We start from the raw sequence: 17,381 nt of genomic DNA, 5'->3' as shown, positions 1-17,381 counted from the left end.
TTCTATTTGGGCTAAAGTAATTAAAGTGGATGGATAGCAGTCTTTAGAGACTCTTATTTCAGAATTCATTGGAAAAAGTTAATTAATAGCAGTCTTTGGAGGCTCGTCCTCTGAAATTCTTTTTGCTTTTTGCAAACATATGAAAATGAAGTTTAATAGTTTCATAGATTTTGTCAATGAATATAGTGATTGGTTGGAGGAACGCAAGGTGGCCCAATATACGCCGATGATTCAGCAATACTTAGCCGTGAAGGCGCAAGTCCCGGATGCTTTTTTGTTCTTTCGTCTGGGTGATTTCTATGAAATGTTTTTTGATGACGCGATTAATGCCTCGCGTGAGCTGGAGATTACGTTAACAGGCAGAGAAGGCGGCGGCGACGAGAAAATCCCGATGTGCGGTGTCCCTCATCACGCGGCGGACAACTACATGTCTCGGTTAATCGAGAAAGGGTATAAAGTCGCCATATGCGAGCAGGTTGAAGACCCTGCTGAGGCCAAAGGTGTCGTGCGGCGTGAGATTGTTCGTATCGTTACGCCGGGAACCGTTATGGATAGCAAGCTTCTAGGCGAATCGAGCAACAATTACATCGTTTCCCTAGTGAGTCAGGAACACGGTTATGCCTTTACGGCATGCGATATTTCAACGGGTGAGCTGTATACAACACGGCTTGCTAACTCATGGGAACTCGTCGTAGACGAACTTAATGTATACAACCCATCGGAGATCATTACGGATAAGGGCTTATTAACAACAATTCGAGAAACTGGTCTAACTTGGGGACGCACTACGGTGCTGACGGAATGGACGCAAGCGGATGAAAAGCTGCTGGATGAGCATTTTGCTGAGGATGCTGCACTGCCCAATTTATCAGCTGTGAACCGACAAGGCGTTGCCTTACTGCTTGCTTATTTAAAAGAAACGCAGAAGCGAGCATTGACCCATGTTAAGCATATCCGGATATATGAGCCCGATCAATTCATGACGATGGATCCTTTTACACGCAGGAATCTTGAACTCGTAGAAACAGTGCGTGAACGCGCGAAAAAAGGTTCTCTGCTTTGGCTGCTGGACAAAACAGTAACTGCGATGGGCGCTCGGATGCTGCGCCGTTGGATCGAAAAGCCGCTCATGAGCGTGTCACGCATCGAAGAGCGGCTGGAAGCAGTTAATCTGCTCTACAATCAGCTCATTATCAGAGAAGATGTGAAGCAAGCGTTGAAGGAAGTCTACGACTTGGAGCGTTTAGTTGCTCGTATTTCCTACGGGAATGCGAATGCTCGCGATATGATCGCTCTTAAGCACTCCTTGCAGCAGGTTCCTCTGCTTCAAGAAGTATGTGCAGCTTCCGGCTCCGAAACGCTACGCAAGCTCGTCGAAAATATGGATGCCTGTGAGGATGTTATGTCGTGGATTGCTAACGCGATTGAGGACGAGCCTCCTGTATCTATTCGGGATGGCGGAATGATCCGCGAAGGCTACCAGCCGTACTTAGATCAACTCCGGGAAGCAAGTAAGAACGGAAAGCAATGGATCGCGGAGCTTGAGCGTCAGGAGCGGGAGGCGACGGGCATCAAGTCGCTCAAAATCGGCTACAACAAAGTGTTCGGTTACTTTATTGAGGTCACCAAAGCGAACATGTCCGCGCTGCAGGAAGGCCGCTACGAACGCAAGCAGACGCTTGCGAATGCCGAGCGCTACGTAACGCCGGAGCTCAAAGAGAAAGAAGCGCTCATTCTGGAAGCGCAGGATAAAATGGTTGATCTGGAGTATGAGCTGTTCACGGAGCTTCGCGACCGGATCTCCGAGCATATCTCCAGATTACAGAAGCTGGCGGAAGTGATCGCTACCGCCGATGTTTATCAGTCGCTGGCCACAGTCAGCGCGGCGCATCACTACCGCAAGCCAGAGATCGGCGAAGGCTTCGATCTCGAGATTGAAGAAGGCCGCCATCCTGTGGTGGAGGCGGTCATTCAAGACGGCTCGTTCATAGCGAACGAAACGAGCCTGCTGCTGGATGAGGGCCGCATTCTGCTGATTACCGAACCGAACATGGCCGGTAAAAGTACCTATATGCGGCAGGTTGCTGTGATCTGCCTGATGGCGCAGATCGGCTGTTTCGTACCTGCCAGATCTGCGCGCATTCCGGTCACCGACCGAATCTTCACGCGGATCGGCGCTGCCGATGATCTGATCGGCGGTCAGAGTACGTTCATGGTCGAGATGATGGACATCCAAGTGATGACCGAGAAGGCGACCAGCAAGAGCCTTGTTATCATCGATGAGCTTGGCCGCGGCACCTCGACCGGGGAAGGGATGGCGATCGCGCAGGCGGTCATCGAGTTCCTGCATGACCGGATCGGCTGCAAGACGCTCGTTTCGACGCATTTCCACGAGCTTGCGCATCTGGAAGAAAGCCTCTTGCATCTGCGCAACCACTGCATGGCTGTGAAAGAGAGCGGCAGGCAGGTGACCTTCCTGCGCAAGCTCATTCCCGGGGCAGCGAGTACGAGTTACGGCATTTATTGTGCCGAAATCGCAGGGCTGCCCGAGGACATCATTCAGCGCTCCTATGAGCTGCTGAATGGGTTTGAAGAGCGGGCGGCGGGTGCTGCGCAGATCGCCGCAACGACGGCTGCCGTCCCGCCTGCGGCAGTCCCCGTTCAGCAGCTGTCCCTTTTCGAGGAGGACAGCACGGCAAACACGTCCGTCAAGAAGAAGCAGCCGGACGGCAAGTCTCAGCTGGTGCTCGACCAGCTGAAAGGGATTGATTTAATCAATATGACGCCTTTGCAGGCGCTCAATCTAGTATACGAATGGAAGCAAAAGCTGCAATAACTTGCTTTGCACGGTCTTAAGTTTCCTAGCCCCATTTTTGCAACATTAAGGCCTACTTATATAAATTCGAGGAGAGACGCATATGAAACAACCAAGCATGAGAACAATGAAGGTTACCCTAGCACTGGCGTCGGCTCTTATGACGGTTCTGCCCTTAAATGCGTTGGCACAAGAAGATTTACAAACACAGCAAGTCAGAGAAATCATTGGCAAGCTGCATGTGAGTGGTGTAACAGAAGAAGCGCTTGCGAATCAAAGCATCAAGCAAATGATAGAAGGTCTGAAAGATCCATATACCGTATTTTTCAGCCAAGAAGAGTACGGTCAGTTCTCTAACTCTTTAGAAAATAATTACGTTGGCATGGGCGCTCGAATTGGGATTGATGACCAAGGTGTGTATTTATCCGAGGTTTTTGCAGGCTCATCCGCCGAATCAGCTGGTTTACAGCGTGATGACTATGTCCGTGCCGTGGATGGCGTTCCAGCTTCTATAACCTCGATTGATGAAGTCAGAAACAAAATCGTTGGTACAGAAGGCACGAAAGTTAAAGTTACCGTTCAACGAGGTGACAAAGAATTAACCGTCGACATTACCCGTAAAGGGATCAATGTACCTGAAGTGTATAGCAAGAGCTTCACAAATGGTGTTGGTTACATTCAAATAACGGATTTCTCAAGCGATGCGGATGAGGATTTTGATAAACAGCTTACAGATCTGCAGGCTAAAGGTTTGAAATCTTTGATTATTGATGTTCGTAATAATCCAGGAGGTCTTGTGGATACGGCTCAGAACATTGCCAAGCATTTTGTCAAAGAAGGCGTTCTGATTCATACAAGAGACCGCAATGGTGTGGATGATCCGGTGTTGATCACAGGTGGAAAACAATTGTCTATTCCTGTTTATATATTGGCCAATGAGTATAGCGCAAGCGCTTCGGAAGTACTGTCAGGCGCTTTGCAGGACTACAACGTTGCCAAAGTGATCGGCATGCAAACGTATGGCAAAGGCAGCGTTCAACAGCTTTATCAATTGGATAAAAACAGTGCGCTGAAAGTGACCGTTGAAGAGTACTTAACGCCGAATAAGCGTAAAGTCAACAAAGTCGGAATCACTCCGGACATCAAAGTGGACGGGGCTTCTGCTCAATTGATCACCGCTTTACAGACAGCTGGGATCACAGATATTAATGTCGAGATTTCCAAACATAGAGTAACTTATAACGGCGTGGAAATAGGAAGCGGTTTCGGTAATTTCCATGAAAATGGAAAATTATATGCATCAACACGCGGCCTAGCGGCACTTGTTGGGGCTACAATTACATGGAACGAGACGACTCGAACGGTCGATATTTCCGATAATAAAGGCACGCATGCCATACCAGTTGAAGCAGACAAGCTAATCATTGAAAATGGGACTAGCTACGTCAATGTTGATCTTTTCGATGATTATTTTCCACAGCTGCAAGTGAAGGATCAAGGGGAGAATGTTTCCATTCGTGCTGTAAAGGGGAACTAAGAATGATGGGCAAAATCCAGCTCTTAAGCGAACATATTGCGAACCAAATCGCCGCAGGGGAAGTGGTTGAACGACCTTCTTCCGTGGTGAAAGAACTCGTAGAGAACTCGGTAGATGCCGGCAGTACTCGGATTGATGTGACCATTGAAGAGGGCGGTCTTCAGTTGATTCGAGTGTCCGATAACGGCTCTGGGATGGCTTTGGAAGATTGCGAATTAGCTTTTCAGCGTCATGCGACGAGTAAAATCGCCACAAGTAAAGACTTATTCTCGATACGAACATTAGGCTTCCGCGGGGAGGCTTTGCCGAGTATCGCGTCCGTGTCCAGGCTGGAGTGTGTAACTAGCTCTACAAATGATGGACTGGGGCGGAAAATTTCCATTGAAGGCGGCACGATTCGCAATGTCGAAGAAACGGCTGCTTCTCGTGGGACGGAAGTGTCTGTGAGAGAATTATTTTACAACACACCGGCACGGTTGAAATATATGAAAACGGTCCAAACCGAGCTTGGCCATATCTCTGATTATTTATATAGATTAGCGCTGGCTCACCCTGGTATCGCCTTTTCTTTGAAACATAACAGCAATCTCCTGCTTCAAACGTTGGGCAATGGAGACTTGCTTCAAGTTATCGCTGGCATCTACGGTACGGCAATCGGCAAGCAAATGCTTCCTCTCCAAGTGGAAAGCTTGGATTATACGATCACGGGCTTCGTGGCGAAGCCCGAAATGACCCGCGCGAACCGTGGCGGCATCTCGACCATCGTGAATGGTCGTTACGTGCGCAACTTCGCGCTGAATCAAGCGCTGCTGCAGGGATATCATACCCTGCTGCCGATCAACCGCTACCCGGTAGCTGTGCTGCACATCGGGATGGACCCTGCCTTAGTGGATGTGAATGTGCATCCATCTAAGCTTGAGGTTCGCTTCAGTAAAGAAGCGGAACTCACCGCGTTAATTGAAGCCGAAGTGAAACGGCTTTTTGGAAGGCAGGTGCTGATCCCGCAAGGGATGAAGCCTGCAGCACCTAAGGGCGCATATGTTCAGGAACAGCTGGATCTTACAAGAACGGTTGAGCCAGTAAATGGATCAAGCTCAACTACTCCGGTAGCTTCAACTACGATACCTACACCGCTTCCTGATTCTACGATTCAGCGTGTTTTCGTGGATTCAGACACCATGGTTATGCCGCAAGTGAAGGAGACCGTTACATCGTATCGACCAGAATCGGTGACAGCTTCCCATCCACCTGCAGCAGAGCCGCAAAGAAGCTCGACTGCTCCGACAACTTCTGGATCGGGAGCTTCGTATTCGATCCGTCCGTCATCGTCATCAAACAACAGCTACACGTCTCCTGTTGGAGGTAATCCCAGAAGTACATCGATTCAGCAGCAGCGCCGAACGAATGAAGCGTTCATGGACCTACTGCCCTCCAAACAGGAAGGCGAGGCTCCTATGCTTCCCGCTTTTCCAAGATTGGACCCGATCGGTCAAATGCATGGCACTTATTTGGTCGCCCAAAACGAAGAAGGCTTGTTCTTGATTGATCAACATGCTGCGCATGAACGAATTAACTATGAATATTATTATGAGCGTTTTGGCAATCCTGCTGAGGCAAGCCAAGAATTACTCGTTCCTATTACTTTAGAGTTCACTCCGTCAGAAGCAGGTATTATTGCTGAAAAGCTGTCGCTTTTTGAGCAGGCAGGCGTGTATATGGAGGCTTTCGGGGGGAATACGTTTCTTGTCCGTGCGCATCCACACTGGTTTCCTTCAGGAGAAGAGAAGGGGATCGTCGAAGAAATGTGTGAGTGGGTCCTCAGCGAGAGAAAGGCTGTAGATATCGCGAAACTAAGAGAAAAGGCGGCTATTATGTGCTCTTGCAAAGCATCGATCAAAGCGAATCAAGGACTTAGTGTTCTTGAGATGGAAACACTGATCGATCGACTCTCAGGCTGTCGAAATCCTTACACATGCCCGCACGGACGGCCAATTGTCGTCAGCTTTACGACTTATGAACTGGAAAAAATGTTTAAGAGAGTGATGTAAACCCGTGTTAGTGACAACTTCGTATAATCCGTCCAGTGATTTGTTGGACAAAGCCGTGCGATTGGCTGCTGTATATGAAGGCCGAGTCGTACCTCGAAGGAAGTATTCTTTGGAACATCTTAGGAATAATTATAAGGATGATACCCTTCTGCTTGTGACGAGAGATGAGATCAGGTACTATGGAGAAGACCAACCTGCGTACTTTTTTCATCCAAGTATGGCCCTCGTTCGTGTCAAACGTATGCAGCGAGGCGAAGCTGATTTGTTAATTGAGGCTTCTGGAGCAGTATTTGGCGATGATATCGTGGATTGTACAGCAGGTTTAGCGTCGGATTCTATCGTGTTCTCTTATGCTGTCGGCCATCAGGGAACCGTCACGGCACTTGAAAGCGAAAAGATTCCAGCTATGCTGATACAAGAGGGTTTAGCCGTTTATGAATCGGAAATTCCCGAGCTTAACGAGGCTATGAGGCGCATCAAGGTTAGAAAGACACATCACCTCGCGTATTTGCAGCAATTGGCGCCGCAAAGTGTAGATGTTGTCTATTTTGACCCGATGTTTCGCAGTCCGATTGAGGAATCTCAAGCGATCTCTCATCTTAGACGCAATGCGAACGATGAAGCTGTCAGTATGGCATCTATCGAAGAGGCTAAAAGAGTTGCACGCAAGAGCATTGTGCTCAAAGAAAACAGAGACAGTAAAGAATTTGCCCGGCTCGGGTTCGAGCATGTATTGCGATCGACGACCAAAACAACGTATGGAGTGATTCGACTGTGTTAGCCCCATCAGCCAAGCCGAAATTACTCGTGCTACTAGGTCCTACGGCAGTTGGCAAGACCAAGCTAAGTTTAGAAATCGCTCAGAAGTTTGGCTGCGAAATTATTTCCGGAGATTCCATGCAAGTGTATCGAGGAATGGATATTGGAACAGCCAAAGCGAGTGAAGCTGAGCAGAAGATTGTCCCGCATCATTTGATTGATATTCATGATCCATCCTATCCTTTTTCGGCGGTCTGAGTTTCAAGAGCGTGTAAAGGCTTTGATTCTGGACATTCATTCGCGTGGGAAGCTTCCATTTATTGTAGGAGGTACAGGCCTTTATATCGAGTCTGTATGTTACGATTATCAATTCACGGAAGTCAGTATGGATGAAGCGTTCCGCCAAGAACAGGAAGCGTTCGCTGCTGAGTATGGGGACGAGGCGCTGCATCAGAAGCTGCGTGATATTGACCCTGAGAGCGCTGATCGACTTCATGCCAATGATCGTAGACGCGTCATACGAGCTCTTGAGATTTACTATATCTCAGGTGAAACGATGACAACCCATTTGGCGGCCCAGAAAAAAGAATCTCCTTACGAACTATGTATCATTGGACTGACGATGGATCGTGCACTGCTGTATACGCGTATTGAGGAACGTATCGACGCGATGATGCAGGAGGGGCTTATCGAGGAAGTTCAATCGATCCTTGCCGCAGGCTGTCCCAAGCATGCGATTTCCATGCAGGCACTCGGTTACAAAGAAATTGTCAGCTATCTGGAAGGTGAATTGAGTTTAGAAGAAGCGGTAACGCTGCTCAAGCGTGATACGCGCCGATTTGCTAAGCGCCAATTGTCATGGTTTCGGCATATGAAAGACATTCACTGGGTGGATGTAACGGAATCAGCAAATTTTTCTGCCCATTTCCAAATTATTAATGATATACTAGCAGGAAAGTTTGTACATAAAATTGAATATAATTAACAAATACACCAACAGAAAATAGCGCCTTCTGGCGATAGTTTCATTCCATTGAGGGGGACCACTGATGAACAGATCCATTAATATCCAGGACAATTTTCTTAATCAACTACGTAAAGAAAGCATTCCCGTTACCGTATATTTAACCAATGGGTTTCAAATCAGAGGACTAATTCGCGCTTTTGACAACTTCACGATCATCATTGACAGTGAAGGACGTCAACAAATGGTTTACAAACATGCCATCTCCACCTTCACGCCGCAACGAGCTGTTTCTTTAATGGCTGCTGCTGAAGCTTCGGAATAACACGTACTCGTACGTTAGTTTTGCAACTTTTTTATGGACTGAATCGTCTAACCGAATAGAAACTTGTGGAGCAACCTTGTTTAAGGTTGTTCTTTTGTTGGTTACTACAAGAGAGAAATGAACAACGAGGGAGTCGATGGATTTGGAGAAACCTACGAATAAGAAAACAGCTGCGAATACAAAGACGAAACCACAAGGAAGCAACAAAGGCTCTAAGAAAAAGAAATTTAATGTTCGCCAATTTATTATGGGTTCGATTATTGCTGCCATTCTGGCTATTATTTGTGCACTGGGCATTTATATCGTCGTTATTATGAACGGCTTTAAGATTCTCGATAACAACATTGATAAGATTGATACGGCGAGTGAATCGACGCTTATTTATGCGCAAGAGGAAGGAAAAGATAAGCCTGCGACGGAAGTTGGCAAAATCTATAAAGGTGAAAATCGAGAAAGTGTGAACATCAAAGATGTTCCGGAGCGATTAAAGCAAGCCTTCATTGCAACGGAAGATCGTCGGTTTAACGAGCATTCGGGTGTTGATTTTATATCCATTGGAAGAGCGCTTGTTAAAGATATTATTCATATGAGCGCTGTAGAGGGTGGAAGTACAATTACTCAGCAGCTCGCTAAAAATGTGTTCCTGAGTTCCGAGAAAACAGCATTTCGTAAAGGGACGGAAATGTCCATCGCTTTTGCATTGGATGAACGGTTTAGTAAGGATGAAATTATGGAGAAATATTTAAATCGTATTTTCTTCGGCAGTAACGCTTATGGCATTAAAGCGGCAGCTAAGGTGTACTTCGGTAAATCCAATTTGAATGATTTAAAAATATGGGAAATGGCAACGCTAGCTGCTTTGCCAAAAGCTCCGTCGAAATATTCGCCACTCGCACATCCGGACTTTTCGAAGGAACGTCGAGCTGTCGTTCTTAGGCTGATGACTGACCAAGGCTATATTACAGAGGCCGAGCGTGCTGAAGCTGCAGCAGTGGATTATGTTCCGCCTGCAGCGTCTAGTCAAGGCACCAAGGATTACGCGACTTACTTGGATTATGTGGTAGATGAAGCTGAAAATGTGTATGGCATCGATGAAGATGAATTGCTGACCAAAGGCTACCGCATCTATACGACCATGAATCCGAAAGCGCAAAAAGTGATGGAACAGACTTATGCAAATCCAAGCTTTTTCCAAAAGGATGCTTCTGATGGCCAAAAGATTCAGAGTGCCATGGTGATTATGGATAACAAAACCGGCGGTTTGATGGCAATGATAGGCGGCCGGGATTACAATACAAAAGGCTTCAGTCGGGTATATTCAAAAAGACAGCCGGGGTCTTCGTTCAAGCCGATAGCGGCTTATGGCCCTGCGCTTGAGAGCGGGAATTATACACCGTATTCCATTATCGATGATACGCAGACGACTTTCGGTAACGGAACTTACTCTCCACGTAACTATGACCGTACTACGCATGGGCAAGTGACGATGTTTGAGGCCGTCAAAAAGTCTTATAATTTGGCTCCTGTTTGGTTATTAGATCAACTTAAAGTATCGAAAGCGATTGATTTTGCGAATAAGATCGGGACTCCGCTCAACAAAGAAAAGGACAAGAACTTGTCCATTGCACTGGGCGGACTTACGGATGGCGTTTCTCCCTTGCAAATGGCGACAGCTTACACAGCTTTTGCTAACCAAGGTATGCAAAACAAAACGCATGCGATTCTGCGCATTACGGATGCGCAAGGTAAAGAAATCGCCGCCTATAAGCCAGAGAAGAAACAGGTTATTCAGCCTAAAACTGCTTACTACATGACGCTTCTGCTTCAGGGCGTTGTAGAACCAGGAGGTACAGGGACCAAAGCGAAATTCAATCGTCCTGTAGCTGGCAAAACGGGTACAACTGGACTGGACATCAAGGGTATTGAACAATATGATCGTGATGTGTGGTTTGTCGGGTATACGCCGGAGTGGACAGCAGTTGTGTGGGAAGGCTTCGATAAAGTAGATGCGAAGCACTATGTTACAATCGGCAGCGGAAGCCCGTCGGCTATCTTTAAAGAAGTCATGTCGAAATCGCTGGAAGGCCGACCTGTGACGAATTTTGTGAAGCCAGATGGGGTACCTGATCTTACGGAACCGCCAAAAGGGATCACGGATTTAACTGCTGTGTATGTACCAGAAACGAAGTTGGTTAAATTAACTTGGTCATCACTGGGTGAGAAGATCGCTTATCAATTGTATCGCAAAGGTGCTAGTGAAGCAGAGCCAAAGATGCTGACTCAATCAGCTCTACCTGGGGTGAATGATACTACAATTAGCAGCGAAGAAACTTATCAATATTATGTTGTGCCGATTAATTTGGACTCAAATTTGGAAGGTGCCAAATCGAATGTCGTGTCCGTCGAAATACCGAAAGATGGCACGCTGCCTGACGGTACGAAGCCGTCACCTTCACCAACGGTCTCGCCATCTACATCACCAGGTAAGAATCCTATAGAGCCGACGCAGTCACCAGGAACGAAGCCTACGCCATCGCCCGGAAGCACGAATAAGCCTGGCGCTAGTCCGACTCCAAGTTCCGGCATCAGCCCAAGCCCTACTCCTACCCCATTACCGGCTAACAAGGCGGTTGATGGTACCGAGGAAAAGCCGAAGGATGGCAAGCAAGACGGGGGACAGGTTATTGTACCGAAGTTATAGTAACATGTTACTTTAGCGGGGTCTTTCGGATCGAAGCATAAAATAAAACTAGACCCGCATTCCGCGGGTCTCACACTAAACCAACCTACTATTGACGGAGGAATTTACAATGAATTTGCCTTTCAACATGCTTAAACCAGCTAAGCTATTACCACTCACGCTAATCGCGTTAACGTTAATCGCATCGGCCTGCGGCAACAAGCCTACTGAATCTGCTGGCGGAACAGCAACGCCTAAGAGCGGCGCAACGGCACCTGCTGCTTCTTCTGTTGCATCTCCAGCGGCTTCGCCAACTGCAGCTCCCAAGCAATGGAGCAAAGCGCCGGATATGACGATCGACCCGAGCAAAACGTATCAAGCTGAAGTCACAACGTCCAAAGGATCATTCACCATTGATCTGTTTGCCAAGGAAGCACCGAAAACTGTTAACAACTTCGTGTTTCTGTCCAAAGAAGGCTTTTATAACAATGTGACGTTTCACCGTATTATCAAATCGTTCATGATTCAAACCGGAGATCCGCTTGGCACAGGCAGAGGCGGTCCTGGCTACAAGTTTGCAGATGAGCTGAAAACAACGCATAAATATGAACCTGGCATTGTCGCGATGGCGAATTCCGGTCCCAATACGAATGGCAGTCAGTTTTTCATTTGTTCGGGAGAAGATTGTGCGAATCTAAATAAAAAGCCTGACTATTCGATTTTCGGCAAAGTAACGGCTGAAGGCATGGCAACCATAGCTAAAATCGCCGAAACACCTGTTGAGATGGGTGGCGAATCCTCACCAAGCAAACCGAAAGAGAAAGTAACGATTAACGCGATTACCATTAAAGAAAAATAGAATAACATGTTCTAAACAGTGAATGATGGATAGGAGAGAAACCGCGTGAAACAACCATGTTTATTGTTCCATGGATTCACCGGTGGACCTTATGAGGTTGAGCCGTTAGCACGGCATTTACGTGAACGCGGACAGCTTTGTGAGGTTCCGATACTCCCATGGAACGGGGAATCCAGTCTTCAATTAAAAGCATCGCATTGGGAAGATTGGGTACGCGAAGCTGAAAAGCATGCGGAGCGAATGACGATCCAATATGGATCATTTGATATGGTAGGCTTCTCAATGGGAGGGCTGCTTGCCGCTTATTTATCCGTTCGATATCCGGTTCGGAGACTGATCCTTTTGAACACGGCAGTCATTTATGTCAGTCCTAGAAGAATGTTGGATGTCATTCGAGATGAGTGGAAATATCAAAGGAAAATCAGCTTTACTAAAGCGAAATCCACACCGCTTCGAGCTACATGGCAATTCACACAACTTGTGCGGCATTTGAAACCAGAACTAAGTCAGGTAAGTATTCCGACACTCATCGCGCAGTCTGAAAAAGATCAAGTTATTCATCCGCAAAGTGCGCGGTACATCTATAGTAAGCTCAAAGGACAGCGCGAGCTGCATTGGCATTCGAGATCTAATCATTTGATTTGTCTGAGTGAGGATGCAGCCACGTTGTTTCGTCAAGTCAGTGCATTTTTGGATAAGGAGTAGAAAGGATGACTTTACAGCCAAACATGAATAAGAAGCAACGAGCCATCTCTCCAAAACCGAACAAACGACGACGAACTGGGCAAAAATCTACGTTCAACCGTATGCTTACGACAGTGTTTCGAATTGTAGTTACCGTTTTCATCTTGCTTGTCGCTTGGATCGTCTATATTCAGTGGAAGGTTCAAATCGCTCCAGATCAAACGCTGCCTAAGCAAGTTGACGTGGGTATCGTTCTAGGTGCTTCCTTGCGCAAAGACATCCCGAGCCCTGGTCTCCAGGAGCGTTTAGATTTGGCTGTTAATCTTTATAAAGAGGGACGGTTTAAACAATTGATCGTCTCTGGAGGGATGGATAATAACGGCTCCAAGCTAACGGAGGCGGAGGGAATGCGTAATTATTTGGTTAAACAAGGGCTTCCGGCCAAAAGCATTATGATAGAGCCGCGGGCAACGAGTACCTATGAGAATTTACTTTATAGCAAGCAAATTATGGACGAGCAAGGTCTTGTAAGTTCGATTATTATGACCCATCGATTTCACGGTTCTCGTTCACTCGATATCGCGGAAACAATTGGTTTGAAGCAGCCTCTCATTTCCTCTACGAAGTCAAAGGTGCTCTTCATGCCTTACCATGAAACGAGAGAAACGCTAGCTTACACGAAGTGGTATTGGACAAAGCTGTTATTGATGGTAGGCATATGAGATAACAAAGAAGCATGACCTGTAAGCGGGATTTTCCCACTTGCTGGTCATGCTTTTATTATTGTGCCTCAGTTATCCGTTTACGATGGCTCCGCCGTTCACATGCAAGATTTGACCCGCCATGTAGGATGAATCTTCACTTGCAAGGAAGACATAGCTGGCAGCAAGTTCACTTGGCTGACCGGCCCGTTTCATGGGTGTTGTCGAGCCGAACGTGGCAACTTCCTCGGCTGTGAACGTAGAAGGAATGAGGGGCGTCCAGATCGGACCAGGAGCCACACCATTCACGCGTATACCTTTTGCGTTCAGTTGAAGAGACAGGGAGCGTGTGAAGGTGACAATGGCCCCTTTCGTAGCGGAATAATCGAGCAGCTGCTCATGACCGTGATAAGCGGTAATAGAAGCCGTATTGATAATTGCGCTTCCGGATTTCAAGTGGGGAAGTGCAGCCTTTGTCAAATAAAAGAAAGAGAAGATATTGGTTCGAAACGTCCGCTCCAACTGCTCCGAAGTGATATTCTCGATGCTAGGCTGAGGATGCTGTTCTGCTGCATTATTTACTAAGATATCGAGTTTGCCAAACTTCCCGACAGCTTGCTCAATGATTTGCTTGCAGAAATTCTCATCCCCAATGTCTCCAGCAACATGCAGACACTTTCGTCCGGCTTTTTCCACATGACGCTGCGTCTCTTCCGCATCCGTATGTTCGTTCAAATAGACCAATACGACATCTGCACCCTCCTTGGCATAGGCAATCGCGACCGCGCGGCCAATTCCGCTATCGCCTCCTGTAATCAAAGCGACTTTATCCTTAAGCTTGCCGGCTGCTTTATACCCAGAATGCTCAAAGACAGGAAGAGGATTCATCTTTGCTTCAATGCCTGGCTGCTGGTCCTGATGCTGGGGCGGGAATATCGGTTTCTTTTCTGTTGCTGCTGCCATGTGTTTGTTACTCCTTTCATCCTAGACAAATTCTTTGTTAGGATGATACAAGGGGCTGTAAATCATACTTAATTCGGTAATGATAGCCATATTTAGGTTGGTAGCCCAGCTTTTCATATAAAGTAACTGCAGGTTTATTGGAAGAAACAACCTGTAAATATTGCTTGGCAGCACCATGCTCCATACTCCATTCCGTTAATGCGTGCATGAGGACGTACCCGAGTCCTTGGCCCCTATGGTCTTCATGGATTACGACGTTTACAAAACCAACCCATTCGTCCTCCACAATAGCTGTGCCTAACGCGATGATTTGGTCGTTTCGTTTCAACTTTAAGAATCCTTTCGGAGCAGGCATTCGCTCAAATAGACTGCTGTAGATATCTCTGCGCTCTTCGGGAAACTGTTCAAGCTTGAGAAAAACGTCAAGCCACTCTGCATCTGCTGCTTCTGCCCATTCCATTTGGACGGACGATTTATTTTGTATCATCTTATTTTGTGCATTATCGGATACTTGCTGACTGGAAGCGGTCATCACCACACACGGTGTATCTATCGCATATCCTTGTGTTTGAAGAAATTCATCCAGACCCTTAGGGGAAGCATCGCTAATATGAAAAATTGAGGGTAAACCAAGGTCTCGATAGAATTGCTCTATTTTCGCAAGCCAATTAGGATCATTTGGATATTCACCTATGGCAAGCACACTGTTTGCACGTTTAGTGACGCCTCGGGAGGCCCGTAGGAGCCAATTATCCATGGAAACGGAAGACTCGGCAGGCCACGTGTTTGAAGCCACTGTATCGATGGCGATAAAAAAGTCTGGTTTTTCGTTCATTTTCAACAATCTCCTCCTCAAGTAAGTTTCCAATATTATAAATAAATTTATAGAGTTATGTATATAAAATAATCATTTGGACTTTGCGCTGTAAAACATCCTTAAAGATACTCGATATCTGAGCTCACTCCACAATCAGCTGCTTTAACGATGAAAAATATCGCTAACTCGCCAGGCAGCTCATATATTCCGACTGTAACGATGAAAAACAACGTTACAGTTGCACATTGCTCACTCGCCCCCGCAATCAGCTACTTTAACGATGAAAAACATCGCTAACCCACCATGCAGCTCATATATTCCGACTGTAACGATGAAAAACAACGTTACAGTTGCACATTGCTCACTCGCCCCCGCAATCAGCTGCTTTAACGATGAAAAACATCGCTAACCCACCATGCAGCTCATATATTCCGACTGTAACGATGAAAAACAACGTTACAGTTGCACATTGCTCACTCGCCCCCGCAATCAGCTGCTTTAACGATGAAAAACATCGCTAACTCGCCAGGCAGCTCATATATTCCAACTGTAACGATGAAAAACATCCTTAAAGTTGCTCGATACTTCAACTCAACAACAACGGTCTTCTCACACTTAAATCACCGAACCCAAACACAAACTCCCCACCCGCCAACGCACTCCGCCAAAGTGGAAAAATATCATCCTTTGATGTAAGCTATGAAACAACAGGAGGTGGATTTTCTTGGAACTCGTTATTCGTACCGCACAATTAGAAGATTACGAAGCCGTGAATGCGATCATTCGAGTAGGACAGGAAGAGCATGCGGATGCATTGCCGGAGCGTTTTGCCAGGTTAGATCACGTTGTTGCTATGGGGTGGTACCGAAGCTTTTCAGATCAACAGAACAAAGTGATTTTGGTAGCGGAGAATGAGGGTTTGGTCGTTGGGGTCGCTATGCTGGAAATGAAGAAATCGCCTACCTATGAAGCGCTTGTCCCTCGAACTTATGCGTATTTAAATGAACTGGCCGTCTCACCGGACTTTCTGCGTCAGGGCATTGGTACTAAGCTATATGAAGCTTCTATTGCCTGGGCTAAGGAGCGTTCAGCTGCTTCACTAGAATTAAATGTATGGGAATTTAATGAGCGTGCTATTGCCTTTTATAAATCCTTAGGGATGTTTACCTTAAATCGAACAATGGCGACAGAGATTTGATCAATAATGAAGGAGTATGATTATGCTTTTTATCGATAACGAAGGAATCACTGATCCCCGGATTAATTTAGCCATTGAGGAATATGCCCTTAGACAACTCCCTAACGATGAGAGTTACTTACTTTTTTACATCAACGAACCGTCCATTATTATTGGCAAAAATCAAAATACACTCGAAGAAATCAATCCCGAATATGTCAGAGAGAATAACCTTCATGTGGTTCGGAGATTATCGGGTGGCGGAGCCGTGTATCATGATTTGGGCAATCTGAATTTCAGCTTCATTACCAAGGATGACGGGAACTCTTTTCACAATTTTCAAAAGTTTACTGAGCCCGTTGTTGAAGCACTACTTAAGCTTGGTGTTGAAGCAGCTTTAACGGGCCGCAATGACATCCAAGTCGGTGAGCGTAAAATTTCGGGCAATGCACAATTTGCAACCAAGGGCAGGATGTTCAGTCACGGAACACTACTCTTCGATTCAGAAATCGAAAACGTTGTATCTGCCCTTAAGGTTAATCTCGATAAGATTCAGTCCAAAGGCATTAAATCGATTCGAAGCCGGGTCGCTAACATTATCGAGTTCCTGAGCGAGCCTATTACGATGGAGGAATTCCGAAATAAGCTGCTTGCTTCTATTTTCAATGCTAAGGAGTCAGAAGTTCCCAAATACAAGCTTTCTGAGGAAGATTGGGTCCGCATTCACGAGCTATCTAAGGAACGCTATCAGAACTGGGACTGGAACTACGGAAAATCACCTAAAAGTACGGTTCAGAACTCCAAACGCTTCGAAGGCGTCGGTACAATTGATATTCGTTTAGATATTGAAGAGGGTCATCTTCATGATTTGAAAATATATGGAGACTTCTTCGGAGCTAGCGATGTAGCCGAACTAGAAGAAACGCTGCGTGGATCGCGGTATGAAGAGTCTGCTATACGAGAACGGCTGTCAAGTATGGAATTGCAGCGTTACTTTGGAGCGCTGGATTTGGAGTCTTTTGTAGCTTTGATGATGTTAAATTAGTGCAAGG

General features: G+C 46.5%; 13 protein-coding genes and 1 pseudogene. 12 read left to right on the top strand and 2 right to left on the bottom strand.

Annotated elements, in window-relative coordinates; translation table 11 throughout:
* Positions 1-208 precede the first annotated feature (208 nt).
* The 10 genes and pseudogenes from mutS (at position 209) to ACBP55_RS22710 (ending at position 13,393) form a co-directional block, all read left to right on the top strand.
* Complete coding sequence (gene mutS / locus ACBP55_RS22755) at positions 209-2,836, top strand: DNA mismatch repair protein MutS (protein WP_464645155.1); 2,628 nt, start codon at positions 209-211, stop codon at positions 2,834-2,836.
* 82 nt (positions 2,837-2,918) lie between these two features.
* Positions 2,919-4,352: a S41 family peptidase gene (locus ACBP55_RS22750; protein ID WP_464645153.1), complete on the top strand. Its 1,434-nt coding sequence runs from the start codon at positions 2,919-2,921 to the stop codon at positions 4,350-4,352.
* Positions 4,353-4,357: 5 nt separating this feature from the next.
* Positions 4,358-6,400 carry a DNA mismatch repair endonuclease MutL gene (gene mutL / locus ACBP55_RS22745; protein WP_464653384.1) on the top strand — a complete coding sequence of 681 codons (2,043 nt, stop codon included), beginning with the start codon at positions 4,358-4,360 and terminating at the stop codon, positions 6,398-6,400.
* 4 nt (positions 6,401-6,404) lie between these two features.
* The gene (locus ACBP55_RS22740) at positions 6,405-7,181 is read left to right on the top strand and encodes a class I SAM-dependent methyltransferase (RefSeq protein WP_464645151.1); all 777 of its coding nucleotides are present in this window, start codon (positions 6,405-6,407) and stop codon (positions 7,179-7,181) included.
* Positions 7,175-8,144, top strand: a pseudogene (gene miaA, locus ACBP55_RS22735) (tRNA (adenosine(37)-N6)-dimethylallyltransferase MiaA). The gene ACBP55_RS22740 and the pseudogene miaA overlap by 7 nt, the downstream one beginning before the upstream one ends.
* A 64-nt stretch (positions 8,145-8,208) precedes the next feature.
* Positions 8,209-8,448, top strand: a complete 240-nt coding sequence (gene hfq, locus ACBP55_RS22730; protein ID WP_029193229.1) for an RNA chaperone Hfq — start codon at positions 8,209-8,211, stop codon at positions 8,446-8,448.
* Between the two features lie 136 nt (positions 8,449-8,584).
* Positions 8,585-11,149: a transglycosylase domain-containing protein gene (locus ACBP55_RS22725; RefSeq protein ID WP_464645149.1), complete on the top strand. Its 2,565-nt coding sequence runs from the start codon at positions 8,585-8,587 to the stop codon at positions 11,147-11,149.
* 109 nt (positions 11,150-11,258) lie between these two features.
* On the top strand, positions 11,259-11,987 hold the full coding sequence (locus ACBP55_RS22720) for a peptidylprolyl isomerase (protein ID WP_464645147.1): 729 nt from the start codon (positions 11,259-11,261) through the stop codon (positions 11,985-11,987).
* 45 nt (positions 11,988-12,032) lie between these two features.
* Positions 12,033-12,692, top strand: a complete 660-nt coding sequence (locus ACBP55_RS22715; RefSeq protein WP_464645146.1) for an alpha/beta hydrolase — start codon at positions 12,033-12,035, stop codon at positions 12,690-12,692.
* A gap of 5 nt (positions 12,693-12,697) precedes the next feature.
* Entirely contained in the window at positions 12,698-13,393 is a 696-nt protein-coding gene (locus tag ACBP55_RS22710; RefSeq protein ID WP_464645145.1) for a YdcF family protein, read from the top strand.
* A gap of 72 nt (positions 13,394-13,465) precedes the next feature.
* Here the strand turns inward: ACBP55_RS22710 and ACBP55_RS22705 are convergent, their stop codons facing one another.
* Positions 13,466-14,335 carry an SDR family oxidoreductase gene (locus ACBP55_RS22705; RefSeq protein ID WP_464645143.1) on the bottom strand — a complete coding sequence of 290 codons (870 nt, stop codon included), beginning with the start codon at positions 14,333-14,335 and terminating at the stop codon, positions 13,466-13,468.
* A 37-nt stretch (positions 14,336-14,372) separates the two neighbouring features.
* Entirely contained in the window at positions 14,373-15,170 is a 798-nt protein-coding gene (locus ACBP55_RS22700) for a GNAT family N-acetyltransferase (RefSeq protein ID WP_464645141.1), read from the bottom strand.
* 706 nt (positions 15,171-15,876) lie between these two features.
* On the opposite strand from ACBP55_RS22700, the gene ACBP55_RS22695 reads away from it, so the two are divergent.
* Together ACBP55_RS22695 and ACBP55_RS22690 are read left to right on the top strand one after the other, a co-directional pair.
* Positions 15,877-16,350 (top strand): N-acetyltransferase family protein, encoded by a 474-nt coding sequence (locus ACBP55_RS22695; protein ID WP_464645139.1) that lies wholly within the window; start codon positions 15,877-15,879, stop codon positions 16,348-16,350.
* Between the two features lie 22 nt (positions 16,351-16,372).
* Positions 16,373-17,374 (top strand): lipoate--protein ligase, encoded by a 1,002-nt coding sequence (locus tag ACBP55_RS22690; protein ID WP_464645137.1) that lies wholly within the window; start codon positions 16,373-16,375, stop codon positions 17,372-17,374.
* Positions 17,375-17,381 lie beyond the last annotated feature (7 nt).

The sequence above is a fragment of the Paenibacillus sp. WG02 genome (assembly GCF_055396115.1).
This window is presented reverse-complemented; position numbering and strand designations above follow the sequence as displayed.

What these genes read in the sequence shown, in the direction of transcription:
- ACBP55_RS22750 (WP_464645153.1), top strand. Translation starts at nt 2,919, where the DNA reads ATGAAACAACCAAGCATGAGAACAATGAAGGTTACCCTAGCACTGGCG.
- mutL (WP_464653384.1), top strand. Translation starts at nt 4,358, where the DNA reads ATGGGCAAAATCCAGCTCTTAAGCGAACATATTGCGAACCAAATCGCC.
- hfq (WP_029193229.1), top strand. Translation starts at nt 8,209, where the DNA reads ATGAACAGATCCATTAATATCCAGGACAATTTTCTTAATCAACTACGT.
- ACBP55_RS22725 (WP_464645149.1), top strand. Translation starts at nt 8,585, where the DNA reads ATGGATTTGGAGAAACCTACGAATAAGAAAACAGCTGCGAATACAAAG.
- ACBP55_RS22720 (WP_464645147.1), top strand. Translation starts at nt 11,259, where the DNA reads ATGAATTTGCCTTTCAACATGCTTAAACCAGCTAAGCTATTACCACTC.
- ACBP55_RS22710 (WP_464645145.1), top strand. Translation starts at nt 12,698, where the DNA reads ATGACTTTACAGCCAAACATGAATAAGAAGCAACGAGCCATCTCTCCA.
- ACBP55_RS22705 (WP_464645143.1), bottom strand. Translation starts at nt 14,335, where the DNA reads ATGGCAGCAGCAACAGAAAAGAAACCGATATTCCCGCCCCAGCATCAG.
- ACBP55_RS22700 (WP_464645141.1), bottom strand. Translation starts at nt 15,170, where the DNA reads ATGAACGAAAAACCAGACTTTTTTATCGCCATCGATACAGTGGCTTCA.
- ACBP55_RS22690 (WP_464645137.1), top strand. Translation starts at nt 16,373, where the DNA reads ATGCTTTTTATCGATAACGAAGGAATCACTGATCCCCGGATTAATTTA.